This window comes from Acinetobacter sp. ANC 4558, from assembly GCF_002135375.1.
Taxonomy (GTDB): Bacteria; Pseudomonadota; Gammaproteobacteria; order Pseudomonadales; family Moraxellaceae; genus Acinetobacter.
Genome location: NZ_NEGH01000012.1, coordinates 23,480 through 40,477, shown reverse-complemented (window position 1 = coordinate 40,477; position 16,998 = coordinate 23,480). Strand labels below are relative to the sequence as shown.

At 35.2% G+C, this 16,998-nt stretch carries 16 protein-coding genes; 9 read left to right on the top strand and 7 right to left on the bottom strand.

Annotated elements, in window-relative coordinates; translation table 11 throughout:
* Positions 1–227 precede the first annotated feature (227 nt).
* The 5 genes from B9T31_RS13995 to rsfS all read left to right on the top strand — a co-directional run bounded on the left by B9T31_RS13995 (position 228) and on the right by rsfS (position 6,154).
* Positions 228–3,047: an ATP-binding protein gene (locus B9T31_RS13995; protein WP_086182563.1), complete on the top strand. Its 2,820-nt coding sequence runs from the start codon at positions 228–230 to the stop codon at positions 3,045–3,047.
* A gap of 118 nt (positions 3,048–3,165) precedes the next feature.
* Positions 3,166–3,954 carry a crotonase/enoyl-CoA hydratase family protein gene (locus B9T31_RS13990; RefSeq protein ID WP_086182562.1) on the top strand — a complete coding sequence of 263 codons (789 nt, stop codon included), beginning with the start codon at positions 3,166–3,168 and terminating at the stop codon, positions 3,952–3,954.
* Between the two features lie 43 nt (positions 3,955–3,997).
* Complete coding sequence (locus tag B9T31_RS13985; protein WP_086182561.1) at positions 3,998–4,873, top strand: NAD(P)-dependent oxidoreductase; 876 nt, start codon at positions 3,998–4,000, stop codon at positions 4,871–4,873.
* A gap of 9 nt (positions 4,874–4,882) precedes the next feature.
* The gene (locus tag B9T31_RS13980) at positions 4,883–5,668 is read left to right on the top strand and encodes a hydroxypyruvate isomerase family protein (RefSeq protein WP_086182560.1); all 786 of its coding nucleotides are present in this window, start codon (positions 4,883–4,885) and stop codon (positions 5,666–5,668) included.
* 84 nt (positions 5,669–5,752) lie between these two features.
* On the top strand, positions 5,753–6,154 hold the full coding sequence (rsfS, locus tag B9T31_RS13975; RefSeq protein WP_086182559.1) for a ribosome silencing factor: 402 nt from the start codon (positions 5,753–5,755) through the stop codon (positions 6,152–6,154).
* Between the two features lie 81 nt (positions 6,155–6,235).
* Here rsfS and arsH read toward each other — a convergent pair whose 3' ends face one another.
* From arsH to B9T31_RS13960, 3 genes are read right to left on the bottom strand one after another with little or no spacing between them, the layout of a single operon-like run.
* The gene (gene arsH / locus B9T31_RS13970; protein ID WP_086182558.1) at positions 6,236–6,940 is read right to left on the bottom strand and encodes an arsenical resistance protein ArsH; all 705 of its coding nucleotides are present in this window, start codon (positions 6,938–6,940) and stop codon (positions 6,236–6,238) included.
* Positions 6,940–7,986 (bottom strand): ACR3 family arsenite efflux transporter, encoded by a 1,047-nt coding sequence (arsB, locus tag B9T31_RS13965; protein ID WP_086182557.1) that lies wholly within the window; start codon positions 7,984–7,986, stop codon positions 6,940–6,942. Before arsB ends, arsH begins: the two co-directional genes overlap by 1 nt.
* 4 nt (positions 7,987–7,990) lie before the next feature.
* Positions 7,991–8,311 (bottom strand): ArsR/SmtB family transcription factor, encoded by a 321-nt coding sequence (locus B9T31_RS13960; RefSeq protein ID WP_086182556.1) that lies wholly within the window; start codon positions 8,309–8,311, stop codon positions 7,991–7,993.
* Between the two features lie 84 nt (positions 8,312–8,395).
* Here B9T31_RS13960 and arsC point away from each other — a divergent pair, with 84 nt between their 5' ends.
* The gene (gene arsC / locus B9T31_RS13955; RefSeq protein WP_086182555.1) at positions 8,396–8,824 is read left to right on the top strand and encodes an arsenate reductase (glutaredoxin); all 429 of its coding nucleotides are present in this window, start codon (positions 8,396–8,398) and stop codon (positions 8,822–8,824) included.
* Positions 8,825–8,911: 87 nt separating this feature from the next.
* Here the strand turns inward: arsC and B9T31_RS13950 are convergent, their stop codons facing one another.
* The 4 genes from B9T31_RS13950 to B9T31_RS13935 all read right to left on the bottom strand — a co-directional run bounded on the left by B9T31_RS13950 (position 8,912) and on the right by B9T31_RS13935 (position 13,466).
* Positions 8,912–10,366 carry an NAD(P)(+) transhydrogenase (Re/Si-specific) subunit beta gene (locus B9T31_RS13950; protein ID WP_086182554.1) on the bottom strand — a complete coding sequence of 485 codons (1,455 nt, stop codon included), beginning with the start codon at positions 10,364–10,366 and terminating at the stop codon, positions 8,912–8,914.
* A 3-nt stretch (positions 10,367–10,369) separates the two neighbouring features.
* On the bottom strand, positions 10,370–10,690 hold the full coding sequence (locus B9T31_RS13945) for a proton-translocating transhydrogenase family protein (RefSeq protein WP_086182553.1): 321 nt from the start codon (positions 10,688–10,690) through the stop codon (positions 10,370–10,372).
* Positions 10,691–10,701: 11 nt separating this feature from the next.
* A complete protein-coding gene (locus B9T31_RS13940) occupies positions 10,702–11,829 on the bottom strand; it encodes a Re/Si-specific NAD(P)(+) transhydrogenase subunit alpha (protein ID WP_086182552.1) in 1,128 nt (375 codons plus the stop codon).
* Positions 11,830–12,785: 956 nt separating this feature from the next.
* On the bottom strand, positions 12,786–13,466 hold the full coding sequence (locus B9T31_RS13935) for a hypothetical protein (protein WP_086182551.1): 681 nt from the start codon (positions 13,464–13,466) through the stop codon (positions 12,786–12,788).
* A gap of 640 nt (positions 13,467–14,106) precedes the next feature.
* Between B9T31_RS13935 and B9T31_RS13930 the strand changes: the two genes are divergently transcribed.
* From B9T31_RS13930 to B9T31_RS13920, 3 genes are all read left to right on the top strand, one after another.
* A complete protein-coding gene (locus B9T31_RS13930; protein WP_086182550.1) occupies positions 14,107–15,030 on the top strand; it encodes a DMT family transporter in 924 nt (307 codons plus the stop codon).
* Positions 15,031–15,271: 241 nt separating this feature from the next.
* Positions 15,272–15,700 (top strand): RidA family protein, encoded by a 429-nt coding sequence (locus B9T31_RS13925; RefSeq protein WP_086182549.1) that lies wholly within the window; start codon positions 15,272–15,274, stop codon positions 15,698–15,700.
* Positions 15,701–15,715: 15 nt separating this feature from the next.
* Positions 15,716–16,924, top strand: coding sequence for an MFS transporter (locus tag B9T31_RS13920; protein ID WP_086182548.1), 1,209 nt, complete (start codon positions 15,716–15,718; stop codon positions 16,922–16,924).
* Positions 16,925–16,998 lie beyond the last annotated feature (74 nt).

The following is a 16,998-nucleotide window of genomic DNA, read 5'->3' as shown; positions in this document are numbered from 1 at the left end:
TGAATTGATTTTTATCAAGTGTGTTCAATAATAACTCAACAAAAGATCCCTATTTTCACTTCCGGCACTTAGAAACCAGTTTTATTTCAATTTAAATTCTGCTTTAAAATTCACTATATTTATAATTTTTATCAAGAATAAATTAAATGAGAAAAATAGAATCAAGCACTATGGCAAAATCAAAAGCATGGTACACTCTAAAATAGTAGGAATAGCTTGCTTTACTTATGTCAAATATCAATAAAAAGTTATTTAAAAGATTAGATCTCAACCATGCCTATGGGCAGCTTATTGCGTTAATCTTTGTTCCGATTACTATTCTTGCCTGTGTGGGTGCAGCACTGGTTCTCACCGAAACATCAAATGCCGCAAAATCACAACAAAAACAAACGGCAATTGCGATTCTTACGCGAAATGATATTCCTGCTCAAATTGCACTAACGCAATTAAGTTCAATGCCTTGGACATTCTTCCAATCACCGACGAATTTCATGCAAAACATGATGAAAGAAAAAGGCTTACTTAGAACGGCTTTAATCAATTCAAATGAAGTAAATTTAATTAGCGCAGGATTTGAGTCTCAATCACCTTGGCCTGCAATTCCAACACATAATAATTCTTTTTTTGGTCCCATTAAATCCAAAGACAGTAATGTTTATGGACTTCCAATTCAAGATGAAAGTAACAATCAAGCATGGTTATTAATTGAGCTCGATAATCAACCGCTACAGTTAGCTCGCTATCGTGTCATGATTGTCTTAGTGGCAACAGGATTATTAACGTTATTATTACTTTTGCTTTGTCTGAACTTCTATTCAAGACGTTGGATTGCACCAATGTACGAAATTCGGATGCAGCTACAACGTTTAAATGTCGATACTTTAGATCAACACATGGTCATTAATAGCACTGGGGAATTAAGACTATTACAACGTGATATTGCCAACGTGGTAAAACGTTTACACTTTAGTTTTTTAGAACTCAAAGAACATACGGAACAAACAGAAGATGATTTGCGTCGTACTTTAGATACATTAGAAGTCCAAAACATTACTTATCGCCAAGCACGCGACCAAGCGATTTCTGCCAATCAATCCAAATCGGTCTTTTTAGCCAACATTAGCCACGAATTACGAACACCGTTAAATAGTATTGATGGATTTATCCATCTCTTATTACGTCAAAATACTTTGAGCAATGAACAAAAATTATATTTACAAACCATTCGTAAATCATCTGCACATTTGCTAGCACTCATTAATGATGTATTAGACTTTTCTAAAATTGATGCTGGTAAACTCGAACTCGAAACAGCACCATTTAATTTAGAAGAAGCAATTTATGATGTAATGGACATGCTCTCTCCTTTAGCTGCCCAAAAACACATTGATATGGCATTTTATTTTGCAGATGATTTGCCTATTTTTGTCATTGGTGATGCACTTCGCTTTAAACAAATTTTAACCAATCTTATTTCTAATGCCATTAAATTTACACCTGATGGTGAAATTATTGTGCGTGCGCGAATTGAGCACGATGATATTGGACAATGCCTCATTCATTTTAGCGTTCAAGATAGTGGTATTGGACTCAGTGGAACAGATCGCAAAAAACTATTTGAATCTTTTTCACAAGGCGATGCTTCTGTTACTCGCCAATTTGGTGGTACTGGTTTAGGTTTAGCCATTTCCAAACAATTGGTTCATTTAATGTCTGGGCATATTGGATTTGAAGATAATCAGGAACGCGCACCCACTGATAAAGGCTCAACTTTTTGGTTTACCGCTAAGTTTGAAGTCAATGAAAATGAAGAGGTGATTCATCCCGACTTCAGTCAGACTCAAGTCTTATCCTATATTGCCCATCCAGCAACTGCCAGTATTTTAAGACAATATTTAGAAAATTATCAGGTCAATCATGATGAATCTGTCTCTATTCTAGATTTATTTAGCCGATTAAATCAATTACCAAAACAACAACAAGATACTTGGCTCATCGTCGATCATAGTGGTGATACCGAAGCGTTACTTAAAGAAATTCGCACACGTTATGATGGGAAGATTGCAATCTACGGTTATCAAATGTCGTTAGAGCCAGATATGTTATTGGAATATAAAGCACGCCCACTTTATCAGCCACTCAGCCGCACAGCCTTAATTGATTTACTAAACAATCATCACCAATTTGAAGAACCTGAAACTGAAGAATTTGATGGAAAAGGCTTACATATTTTGGCTGTAGATGACCACTTACCAAACCTAATCGTACTGGAAGCCCTGTTAGGTGAGTTAAATATCGTCACAACCAAAGCTCTAAGTGGTAAAGAAGCACTCGATCTTGTTCAAGCACGAAGTCAGCAACACAAAACACCATATGATCTGATTTTCATGGATATTCAAATGCCTGTAATGTCTGGTATGGATACCACACGTGCCATTCGCTCTTTAGAGTCGACATTGGAGAACCATAAACCGATTCCAATTATTGCACTCACTGCACATGCATTAGCTGATGAAAAGCAGAAACTTCTCAAAATAGGTATGGATGACTATGTCACTAAACCTATTCAAATGGAACAAATCATTCAAATTTTAACGCAATGGACCAATAAAAATTTCACAACTAATCATTTTGCAGAGAAATCATCGGTGATAGAAGCGTTAGACCCGAATATTTTAAATTGGCAACAATGTATACAACTTGCTGCCAATAAAGAAGATTTAGCCTTAGATTTATTAAAAATGCTTACCGATAGCTTTAGCTCTGATTTAGAAGAAATGGAACAATTAATTGAGCTTGAAGATTTTCCTCAGCTTGAGCATGTATTGCATCGATTACATGGTGCAACACGTTATGTCGGAACACCTTTATTACAAGAAACAACGGGAACATTCGAGCATTTTGTTTCAACTTTACGCAAAGAAAGAAAAATGGCTGATGATCTGTTTATTCAAAATGTAATACAACGATTTGATGAACTAAAAACGGTCATTCAACACGTACAAGATGCCGCACAGCATATTTTAGATCACCATGTCACAAACTAAGTAATCAATAAAAATCAATATTCAAAAGCTTAGTTTTCGTTTTTTATATGACTATGGTGTCATTTCACGCGCAACAGTACATGTTATGCTCATGACTGTAAAAATAAGAGCGACGATTATGACTTTAATCCGTATAGAAAAAAATAATGGTATTGCAACTGTTTGGTTGAATCGCCCTGATAAGCGTAATGCCATGAGCTTTGCGCTACTAAAAGAACTTATTGTGACTGCAAAAAAAATAAAAAAAGATCGAAATATTCGCTGTGTCATTTTAACAGGCGAGGCACAGGTTTTTAGTGCAGGCATTGATTTAGCCGATCTCAACGATCCTAGAAATCGTGTTTATGCCACTTGGGAATTACTAAAACCAGGGCAAAGCCTCTTCCAAAAAGCATTTTTAATTTGGCAAGAATTACCCATCCCTGTTATTGCTGCACTTGAAGGCTTTTGCTTTGGCGCAGGTATGCAACTGGCTTTAGCTACTGATATTCGTATAAGTCACCCTAAAACAAAAATGTCAATCATGGAAAGTCGCTGGGGACTTGTGCCAGATATGGGATTAAGCAAATCACTTAAAGGAATTATTGGCTTAGATTTAGCAAAAGAATTAAGCTTAACTGCACGTATTTTCGAAGGGACTTATGCCAAAGAAGTTGGATTAGTCACACATTTAGATGACGCTCCATTTACAAAAGCCCAACAGCTTGCAGAAGAGCTGATCCAGCGCTCGCCTGATGCCTTAATCGCAGTAAAACGAGTTTTGAATGCCATGGAACATAATCCTCATAAATCCTTACGTTTAGAAAAAATATGGCAATTCAAGTTATTAATCGGTAAAAATAGCCAACTGGCTCGAAAAAAAGACAAGCATCCTGATGTACAGTTTTTAGCCCGTCAATATAAATAATACCGAAAACTTTAAACATTTAATATGACAGCAAGGACAGCAGATGAAAATAGATCAACACACTAAAATCGCTTTTTTAGGGATGGGACTCATGGGTGTCCGGATGAGTAAAAGGCTTATTAATGCAGGATTTCAAGTTGCTGTCTGGAACAGAACTGCTAGTGCGTGCCAGCCATTGATTGAACATGGTGCTAGCACTTTAAACCTTGATGATATTCATCATTACTCCATCATTTTAACCTGTCTTGCTGATGATTCTGCCGTAGAAAGTGTATTTTCACGGATTGAAAATAAATTAATGTCATCACAAATCATTGTTGATTTTTCAAGCTTATCTGTAAATAAAACGTTAGAGCTTGCAGAAAAAGCAAAGGTAAAACAGGTCACATGGATTGACTCTCCTGTCTCAGGGGGAACAGCAGGTGCAGAACATGGTACATTGGTGATTTTTGCAGGTGGTGATCAAACAATCATTCAAAATTTAGCTCCAATTTATTCCGCACTCTCGCAACGTGTCACTCGCATGGGAGATAGCGGTACAGGACAAGCAACTAAAATATGTAATCAATTAATTGTAGCAGCGAATAGTACACTGATTGCTGAAGCGGTCGCTCTTGCAGAAAAAGCAGGAGTAGATACAACCTTACTCGCACCTGCACTGGCAGGTGGATTTGCAGATTCTAAACCTTTCCAGATTTTAACTCCACGCATGGCAACACATATCTTTCAACCTGTGCAATGGAAAGTACAAACTCTCTCTAAAGATTTGAACAATGCAATTCAACTTGCTGCTCAATACAATTTATCCATTCCTGTTGCAAAATGTGCTTTAACACAATTAAATGCTCATCAAGATAATGGTTATGCTGAAGCAGATTTAGCAAGTATCATTCATCAAGTTGAAATAAAAAGCACATAAGGGCAGATCATGTATCGTTTAGCTGTTAATCTTTCCATGATTTTCACAGAGGTTCCACTCATTGAAAGATTTGCATTAGCCAAAAAATATGGCTTTAATGCTGTAGAAATTCAATTCCCATATGAACTCAAAGTTCAAGAATTACGTAAAGAATTAGAAAAAAATCAGCTTCATTTATGTCTTATTAATGTGCCTGCGGGTGATTTAATGCAAGGTGGAAATGGTTTAGCTTGTCATCCAGATAAACGAGAAGAATTTCAACACGCCCTCGAACAAGCAATTCATTATGCAAATCAGCTTCATGTACCCAGCGTGAATATTCTAGCAGGTAAGCAACCCAGTCATCTCGATTATGCAATATGCTTAGATACGCTGATTGATAATTTAAAATTGGCAAGTGCCTTATTTGATAAATATAATCTTCAGCCTGTATTTGAAATGATCAATGGCATCGATATGCCTCATTTTTTGATTCAAAATATAGCACAAGCTCAACATATTTTAGCAGCGGTACAACATCCTGCACTGAAAATACAATTTGACTGTTATCACATGCAAATGATGGGTGAAAACATTCTAACTGCACTGCAAGGTAATATTGATAACATTGGACATATTCAATTTGCAGATTGTCTAGGTCGTCATGAACCAGATACTGGTTCCATCCCATTTCACGATATTTTTACATGGTTAAAACAGAGTACATATAAAGGTTTTTTGGCAGCAGAATACAAACCTTCGCAACATTCTGAACAATCTTTTATGTGGAAAAACAAATATTTCTCATCATTTTAAATCGCTTTATATTTGTTCAATTGAATTTCTTTGATAAAACAGCTATATTAGAAGATGAAAAATTGTCAGGAATTTATACCTTTTATGAATTTAGAACCATCGCCCGGCGCTTCTAATTCTTACGATCTCGCAATCGATCCTCAAAGCACTGATGTACATGCTTGCTTAAAAGTCGTACATGAAGCTCTTCTAGATGTAAAAGCTAAAGAAATTGTTGAACTTGATATCAGTAAAATTAGCAATGTAGCAGATGCTATTGTCATTGCTAGTGGTACGTCAACACGCCATATAAAGTCACTTGCAAATAATGTTGCCGAAGAAGCACGTAAAGCAGGTTTTCGACCAATTGGTGTTGAAGGCGAACGTGATGCAGAATGGATCTTAATCGATCTAGGTTTTGTCGTTGTTCACGTTATGCTACCAACTGCACGAAAATTCTATGATTTAGAAAGTTTATGGCGCACAACACCAGAATCAATTACTTAATCTATTTCAAAAAAGCGACCTTTATGGTCGCTTTTTTATTTTAAATTAAAATAGAAATTTAAGTGATTCATAATTTAAAAATCAAATCGCATTTTGATTCACTCTTTTTGAAAGTTCTTCAGTACTTTCAACACGCTCAGAATAACGATTGGTCAAAAATTTCGTTTGACCTCTGGTTAGTAGTGTAAATTTATATAATTCTTCCATCACATCAACCATCCTATTGTAATAAGGCGATGGCTTCATTCGGTCTTGTTCGTCAAACTCTAAAAATGCTTTAGGTATTGATGACTGATTCGGTATGGTGATCATACGCATCCATCGTCCTAAAATGCGTAACTGATTAACTGTATTAAAAGATTGTGATCCACCGCATACCTGCATAACAGCTAAGGTCTTACCTTGTGTAGCTCGCATTGCTCCTGCAGCCAATGGAATCCAATCAATTTGTGTTTTTAAAACAGAGCTTATTGCACCATGTCGCTCTGGAGAACACCACACCATTCCTTCAGACCATGCTAGAAGTTCATACAGCTCTTTCACTTTTGGGTGTGATAGATCGGTATCCTCAGGTAAAGGTAAACCTTTAGGATGATAAATTTTTACTTCTGCGCCTAAATACTGCAAAATTCGCCCTGCTTCTTGAACAGCTAAACGACTAAATGATCTGTCCCGATTTGAACCATACAACAATAGGATTTTAGGTGCATGATCTAATAATTTTGCCTGTATTTGTTCAAATTTAGATTGCTCAAGAAGATCTAAGTTTATATTCGGAAGGTTCATTAATATGTTGCCTCTTTAAAATATTTTTTCTTTAACCATAGTGAAATACTGACCAAACCAATCAAAACTGGGACTTCAACCAAAGGACCAATAATTGTTGTAAATGCCACTGGTGATGCTAAACCAAATGTCGCAATTGCAACTGCAAGTGCTAATTCAAAATTATTTCCAGCCGCGGTAAATGAAATAGCGGCGGTTTGAACATAATTATTTCCAAGCCACTTACTCATGAAAAAACTTATGAAAAACATAGCAATGAAATAAATAATTAAAGGAATTGCAATTCTAAGGACATCAAGAGGCAAGTGAATCACATCCCCACCCTTTAAACTAAACATTGCCACGATGGTGAATAACAGTGCGATCAAACTTACTGGACTAATTTTTGAAATCAATTGATTTTGATACCACTCAAGTCCTTTTTTCTTCACCATAATCAAGCGTGTCAAAAAACCTAATATAAAAGGAATACCTAAATAGATGAGTACCGCTTGAGTAAGCGTCCAAAAGCTAATTTGAATTACTTGTGCATCTATTCCAAAATATGGCGGTAAAAAACTTAAGAAAAACCATGCATATGTACTAAAAAATAGAATTTGAAAAACACTATTAAAAGCAACCAATGCTGCTGCATATTGGTTATCACCGCCAGCTAGTTCATTCCAAATTAAAACCATGGCAATACAACGTGCCAAACCGATTAAAATCAAACCTGTCATATATTCTGGATAAGAATGTAAAAAAATAATGGCTAAAATAAACATGAAACATGGTGCAATTAACCAATTTTGTATTAATGATAAAATTAATGTTTTTTTATCCGTAAAGACTTGGGGTAATGCTACATAATCTACCTTGGCTAATGGTGGATACATCATCAAAATCAAACCGATTGCAATTGGAATATTAACGGTTTGAATCGTTAATTGATCAAGAGCAGCCGATGCTGCTGGGAAAAATAATCCAATTCCCATTCCTAAAGCCATTGCAAAAAAAATCCACAACGTCAAATTGCGATCTAAAAATGAAATTTTTGAAGCAGCCATGATCTTACTCACATTGATATGAAATCGATAAATCAGCACTCGTCTTTTGAGATACATTCGCTTGGCTTTTAAGAACATCTAAAATTGCATTTGCCCATTCAGGTAATGCTGGATTTAACCTGTAATACACCCATTGCCCTTTTCTTTGATCAAGTAATATTGAAAGATTGCGAAGTAATGCTAAATGTCTTGAAATTTTAGGCTGGCTCAGCGCTAGCTGTTCAGTTATCTCGCAAACACAAACATTTTCTTTACTGAGAACAAGTTTCATAATTTCCAAACGCGTTGGATCCGATAAGCACTTAAAAAAATCAGCTTGATTCATTTTTATTTCTCAATATATTCACTATTGCGAATATACGCATATCCATATATAAATACAATACCCTCTTTAAAACTGATACAAAAAATGTCAACTTACATCAAAATCTATCATAACCCTGCATGTGCAACGTCGAGAAATACTTTAGCGTTGATTCGTAATTCTGGGCAAGAACCTGAAATTATTGAATATTTAAAAACACCTCCCAGTAAACAGGAGCTCATTCATCTGATTCACATGTCTGGATTAACGGTCATGGATGCTATTCGTAAAAATGTTGAGCCTTATCAACAACTCGGTATAAACAATCAGCATTTTTCAGAAGATCAACTTATCCATTTGATGTTAGATTATCCTATTTTAATTAATCGACCGTTTGTTATTACAGAGCTTGGAATAAAGTTATGTCGACCTTCTGAAAGTGTATTAGATATTCTTCCAGATCCTCAACAACACGCTTTTTCAAAAGAAGATGGTGAACTGATCATAGATCATAATCTAAACCGTCTAAAATAAACTGCCATATAAAAAGATCCCAATATTGGGATCTTTTTATTTACTGTGAAGTATGAGGTAAAATCAACAATATTTTTATTTTGCCCATTAATGTCCTGTGCCATTAATTGCTTTGGTCATATCTTCAACCACTTTTTTCGCATCGCCAAAGATCATCATGGTTTTATCATTGTAAAACAAATCATTATCTAAACCAGCATAACCAGTTGCCATTGAACGTTTAATGACCATAATTGTACGTGCTTTATGCGCCTCAAGAATTGGCATCCCGTATATTGGTGAGTTAGGATCATCTTTTGCAGAAGGATTCACCACATCATTTGCACCAATCACCAGTACAACATCAGTTGCTGGAAAGTCTGAGTTGATTTCATCCATTTCCAGAATATCTTCATAGGCTACGTCTGCTTCTGCAAGTAAGACATTCATATGACCAGGCATACGCCCTGCCACTGGATGAATTGCAAAACGAACTGTTACGCCTTGTTCTTTTAATAAGTTTGCTAATTCTTTTACTGCATTTTGTGCACGACCTTGTGCCATACCATAACCCGGTACAATCACGACACTATCTGCATTTGACATTAAGAATCCAGCATCATCAGCAGAACCTGAACGATAGTTTCGTTGAACTTGTTCACCTGCCCCTGCTGTAGGTGCAATAGCTCCACCCATTGTGCCACCAAATAAGACATTGATGATTGAACGATTCATCGCCTTACACATAATATAAGACAAAATTGCACCAGAAGAACCGACCAGTGAACCTGCAACAATCAACATATTATTTTCTAAAGTAAAACCAATTCCTGCCGCAGCCCAGCCAGAAAATGAGTTCAAGAGCGATACCACAACAGGCATATCACCACCACCAACTGGTGCAATCCAAACCCAACCAAATATAAGTGCGAGTGCAGTCATCGCCCAGAAAGATGTCATATCACTGGTCAGAAAAAAGCTAATACCAAAGCCAAGCATTGCAATAAAAAGGATGGCTTGAACAGGTTTCACCCAAGCGCCTGAAATGGTTTTTGCCCATTTTTTTGCTGCTAACTTGCCGTACGCAAATACCGATGCAGTAAATGTAATTGCACCAACAAAACAACCCACAAAAAGTTCAAATAAATGAACTTTACTCATATGCACATGTTCTACACCAGCTGCACTGAGTACTGCACCATTTTGACTGAATAATTCAGTTAATTGGTTATTATGTAAAATTGCAGCAATTGCGATAAGTACTGCTGCTAAACCAACCAATGAATGCATTAATGCCACTGTTTCAGGCATCTGTGTCATTGGTACAGTACGAGCTCGTGCAATTCCAACAATTGCACCTAGCACCATTGCACCAACAATCATCCAAACAACAGGATGATCTGCAACAAAAAAAGTACTTAGCACTGCAATGGTCATTGCAATCATGCCATAACGATTGCCCGTAATTGCAGTTTTGGGACTAGATAAACCACGTAGCGTTAGAATAAATAAAATGGCACCAACCAAATAAAACCAATCTGCATTTGCACGAATAAATTCCATCGATTAGCCCTCTTTTTTCTTTTGCTTTGGTTTAAACATTTCCAGCATCCGTGCAGTAACCGCAAAACCGCCAAAAATATTAATACTGGCTAAAAATACAGCTACTGCTCCAAGTACACTCACAACATTAATACTTTGGAATTGTACGTTTGCATCAATCACCCCAGGCATACCAATTGTCTGAATCATCGCACCAACCACAATAATGGATGATAATGCATTAGTGACTGCCATTAATGGCGTATGTAATGCAGGTGTTACCCCCCAAACAACGTAATAACCAACAAAAATAGCCAAGACAAAAATCGTAATTGTTTCAACCATGACCGTTCTCCTTAACCGCGCTTTAGCAGTACTTGACCGCCATGAGTGATGAGCAATGCTTTTTGTATTTCATCTTCTTCATTAATAGAAAAATGTTTTTCTGAATCAAATAATGTTTCAATGAAATTAAAAACGTTACGTGCATATAGGGCAGATGCTTCAGTTGCAACTGTTGATGGAATATTAGGAATACCTAAAATTTTCACACCATTCTCAGTCGTCACCGTTTCATTACACCGAGATCCTTCAACATTGCCACCCGTTTCAACAGCCATATCAAGAACAACAGAACCTGGCTTCATTTTCGCTATAGTTTCAGCCTTAATTAAGCGTGGGGCATCACGTCCAGGTAATAACGCAGTTGTAATCACAATATCTGCATTTGCTACTGCTTTATCGACAATTGCCGCTTGATCTTTAATATATTGTTCACCTGGCATCCAACCATAACCATTCTTAGCGGCATCGGCTGCACGTTGTTGCTCGTCCTCAGACATCGGAACATCTAGCCACTTTCCACCTAAAGACTCAACTTGATCTTTGGCCGTTGGACGTAAATCAGTTGCTTCAACAATCGCACCTAAACGTTTTGCGGTCGCAATTGCCTGTAAGCCTGCAACCCCCACCCCCATAATCACAACACGAGCTGGTTTCACCGTTCCTGCTGCCGTCATTAACATCGGGAACATACGTTGATATTCTGTTGCTGCTAACAGTACAGATTTATATCCTGCTAAATTAGCTTGAGAAGAAAGCACATCCATATTTTGTGCACGTGATAAGGTTCTCGGTAAAAGTTCAAGTGCAAAAGCCGATACCTGTTGATTCGCAAAATGCTCCAGTTCTGTATTGCGATATGGATCAAACATTGCCACCACTGTTGATTTTTTAGAAAGTTTTTGAATTTCATCATCTTGTGGTGCACGAACCTTCAAAATTAATTGACTGTCTAAATAAGCATCATCAACAATTTTTGCTCCAACTTGCACATAAGCATCGTTAATATAAGCAGCTTTTACACCTGCATTACGTTCAATGACAACACTATGACCTGCATTGATTAATTTCTTTACTGTTTCAGGTGTTGCCGCAACACGATTTTCACCGCGAGCAGTTTCTGCTGGAATTCCGATTTGCATGAGCGTCCCTCAAGCTAATTTCATATCAATACTGCAAAGTTCAGCAGTATTCCCTCAGGATATAAATTTCTGTGATTTTTTGGATTCTAATGAAAATTTTTTTAATTACTACCTACTATTTATTTAATAAATACCTAGAACATGAACTGGCAATTCATCCGAATCCTAATAAAATTTAAAAATACATGGTTATGCTTCTTATAACTTTTTTTTATATTAGAAGTTATCTTTCTTTACAATTACATGCTTTATGAAGCCTTATACACGCTCGCCATATTGACCAAATTGACACTACAGCGTCATCAATTCAGAAATTTACTTATACTTGTTTGGCGCTTATTTATGGGCATTTTCTTCCTAGAATTTAATTTTTATTGAGATATTGACCCAAATGACATAAGTAAAAAATTAGTATTCAATCAACCACTACTTGAATCCGTATTCTGTTTTGTTTTTATTATTTCTAGCAACATTATTTCGTTATTTTTAAATGTTCAATGAACAAAATAAAAGTCTTTTAAATTTTACAATTTTTTTTAAACTTTTTTTATGATCATTTTAGCCTGTGATATGAAATTTGAATTTGCACCATTTTCGAGCAAAATTTAATAAGATCTTTTAGGTTATTCTCATCCCAATCTTTTTTACCGATTTTTCCTGAGTAATAATCTAATGAGGAAGTATAAAATTACTCATTTTATCCATTTCCCTCTTTTCCACCGCATATCAGATCTGAAAATAAATTTTACGAGCAGCTAAATTCTATTCAACAATCCTAATCATCATCATGATTATCGTTTTACTTAATAACTAATTTTCTAAAATAATGAACTATTATTACAAATGTCATTCAGCTTTTTTTGGGTTATTGGTGAGTATGTCTCGTTCTCATAAATTGACATAAAAAATGGCTAAAATCAGTTTTTTACTTGTTTTAGCCATGACGATATTTAAAATTAAAAAGAATATGTGATCCCCAATTTAGCCACAGGATGCCATTTAAAAATGGTTTCATTATCTAATCGATAGTCAGTTTTCACACCAATCGATCCCACATTTCGACCATTTACATGAGTCAGATGAACTTCAGCCTCTCCAGTATAAGATGTTCCTATTTCAAAAAATGCACCCCAATTTTTATTAAATTTCGGAGAAATACCTAAACCAACATAAGGCGATAGATTACTACCATAATCTAAGTATCCACTTGCTTCGATTCCAACATTTTTAGGTACATACTTATTGATTTGAGAAGGGCGTTTTTCTCCTGGTTTAAAATATCGATGAAGTTTATAATTGTCACCAATATAAGCAATACCAGCAATGGTATAAAAAGAACTAATCCACGTATTATTGTTATTTCCCCAAGGTCGTATAATGACATTTGCGAATGTCGTATTATTATCCATATCTAAATCATACTTAATTTTATTAATTTTAATATTGTCTCGCCAATTTACTCTTCCCCCATTATATCCTAGAGCTAAGCTAACATAGGGATTTACCTCATAAAGAACTGCCCCCCCATATCCCGTTAATCCGCCTTCAACACGAACAGAGAAAGGGTTTTCAGCCATCGCCTGTGCTCCAAAAGAGAGCGTCAGCCCCAATAAAGATATTGCTTTTATTAATCTCATTTTTGTGTCTCCAGTGAAAGATCATATTTAAAAATTATCTGATTATTCATATTAGTTTTCTATTTACGTTGTAAATTTACTACCACCTAACTATCTAATTTATATTTTTATTTTTATTTTTATTAATGATTTAATGTTAATATTTGCAATTATAAATTCGTACTAAACAAACAAAATAATAAAATATAAATACATCAAAAATAGACTATAAAAAACACACATTATTTTTTAATTTATTGATATAATTATCATTATTAAAATAGATATTAAATCATCAAGATAGGCAGACACAACAAAAAAACTCACTGTAAACATATGAATAGAATAGTAATTATTTAATAAAAAACTAAAATATAATGCTTATTTCTTAGATGAATTTCATCATTCTATTTATTCTGATTTTGTTTAATATTTATACACAATTTAATCACTATTTCTTCATCCTCCCTTTTCATATCTGGTTTTAACATTGATCACCTCAGCTAGGAGCTCGAACAGCTTATTCCAATTTGTTAATCGATCTATGACTTATTTATATTTTAATATCTAATGATTTCGGGTTTATAATTATCTGGATAAATCATGCAGCTCATCGTTGATTATTCCTTAAAGCATTGCCTCAAGCATAAAAGTTGCCTATATGAAGTTTTCTCTGACTAAAACCCAAACAGGTTCTCTTTTTGCAGTACTTGCTGCATTTTTATTTAGTACAAAATCTATTCTCATTAAGCAAGCATATGCCCAGTCTCCACTTGTTGATGGCACCGTTTTAATGGCATTGAGAATGGCAAGTGCTTTGCCATTTTTCTTAGTTCTTTGCTGGCTAAATAGACACCATAATAAAAATATTGCGCTTACTGATTGGGCATTATTACTGCTGGCAGGTTTAATTGGATATTATTTTTCAAGTTGGCTCGATTTTGTTGGTCTGATGTATATTAGTGCATCATTAGAGCGAATTATCTTATTTCTTTATCCCACCCTCACTGTGATTGCTTCAAGTTTTATCTTTAGACAAAGACTTGGGATTAAAAGTATTTTTGCGATTGCCTTAAGCTATGGTGGAACAGTAATTGTCATGCTCCAAGAGCAAAGTACAGTCCCTCATGAAGGAGATTTTTGGTTAGGTACAAGCCTTGTATTTGCGAGCGCAGTGAGCTTTGCCATATATCTTTTACTGACTCCCCGATTAATTCAAAAGTTTGGTTCATGGAATTTTACAGGATTAGCGTTAAGCGTTGCATGTATTGGAACATTACTTCATTTTTTTATTGAAACACCTCAACCATTAAAACTTTTATCACAACTTCCGACAGAGACGATTTGGTATGGAATTGCACTTGGCTTTTTAGTGACTGTTTTACCCACAATATTAATGGCTCAAAGTATTGCTCGTTTAGGTGCATCTCAAGCTGCAATGATTGCATCTGTAGGTCCAGTTTTAACTCTCATTCTTGCCACCCTATTCCTTGGTGAATATTTAAATATGATTCAATGGTTTGGCTGTTTTTTAAATATCACTGGTGTATTGATTATTACGTTTGCAAAGAAAAAATTAGCATGATTAAAAATCTATGCACCGTATCTGATGAATTCAATCATCATGGTGATTTTCAAAACTGATCATTGATATATTCAGCTCATATTATTCATAATACTAACGTACAGAATAAATAAGTGCTCAGTGATAAATATGAATCACAAACTAATTGCTTACTCAATATATATTCTATAATTAGCACTTGACCTAAAGTTAACTTAAGGTTTAATAATAATCTAATACTTCATCTAATCGGATACAAACCATGTCACTTGAAAAAGATCATAAAAATACAACCAATTTACAATTTATCAACCCAACAAAGCTTTATGATCCAACACCTAATGCATATAGCCATATTTCAATTGTTGAAAATTTTAATCGTGTGATTCATATTGCAGGTCAAGGTGGAGAAAATATTGATGGTGTTTTGTCACTAGACTTTGAGCAGCAAGTAATTCAAACTCTAGAAAATATTAAAAATGCATTAACTGCTGCTGATGTAAATATCTCTAATATTGCAGTATTAAGAGTACTCATTGTTGATCATGATGATCAAAAACACAAAATACTTATCAAACAAATCGAAAAAATGTGGAATAATACACCTTTTCCAGCTTGCACCTTAATTCCAGTTCCTCGATTAGCACTCCCCAATATGCTCATTGAGATTGAAGTTACAGCATATTGTTAAGGTTAAATAGAAATTATGCATCTCAAACATGACATTAGTGAGAATAAATCCTTACTTTGGTTAATGGCTATTGCTTGTGGTTTATGCGCTGGTGCGAATTACTATAGCCAGCCATTAATTAATTCAATCCATCAATCATTTTTAATCCCAGAGTCACAAGTTGCACTTACGGTAACATTTGCACAAGTTTCTTATGCGCTGGGTTTGCTTTTAATTGTTCCGATTGGCGATATTGTTAATAAAACGAAGTTTATTCCTCTCTTGATGGTGCTCGCTTCTATCGGCTTATTTATATGTGCATTTTCCGTTAATTTACCCATGTTATGGGTCGGAACAATCATGATCGGATTATTTTCTGTTGCCGCACAGGTTTTAATCCCTTTTGCAACCATGGCTGTCGCACCTCAAAAATTAGGTGAAGTTATTGGTTTACTGATGAGCGGATTATTGGTTGGGATTCTAGTTTCAACAAGCTTAGCAGGACTATTTTCAAACCTAATTCACTGGAAATTTATTTATTTTTTCAGTGCAATTTTAATGCTTATCATTGCCATTATTTTGCAACGTCGTCTACCATATATTCCTATTTCAAAAATCAGCTATCTTCATATTTTTAAATCAATGGCTGCTTTATTCAAAGAGGAAAAAAGACTGGTTTTACGTTCACTGATTGGTGGCTGTGCATTTGCCGCAATGAGTATTTTATTCTCAACAATTGCTGTTTTATTAGGCTCATCATTTGGCCTACCTGACTTCATGGTTGGAATTATCACCCTGATTGGCGTATTTGGTGCACTGTCTACAAAAACAGTTGGTAAGTTTGCAGATAAAGGTCATACACAAGCTATTACTTGGTCTGGAATTAGTATTTTAGCATTAAGTTGGATTTTCTTATATTACGGACAATTTTCTATCGCGAGTTATATCGTTGGCTTTGGTACGATTAACTTAGGTTTAGCGATGGTGCATACCAGTAACCAAAACATTATTTTTAGACTAAGAGATGATGCAAAATCACGTATTAATTCTATTTATATGACTCTATATTTCATCGGTGGTGCAACTGGCTCAGCAGTCGGTATCTATGCTTGGCATCACGGAGGATGGAAAATGAGTTGTATCGCAGGTTTAACCTTTGTTTGCTTGGCAGCTCTATTTGCCATTATTGATCGATTATATGCTCATAAACTCAACTTAAATATTCCGTTAACACATACAAAATAAGTGATACCTTTCTCACGAACATTTTAAAATTTAAATGTTATAAAAGTCTAATGTCTATTCTAAACATTCTGTAC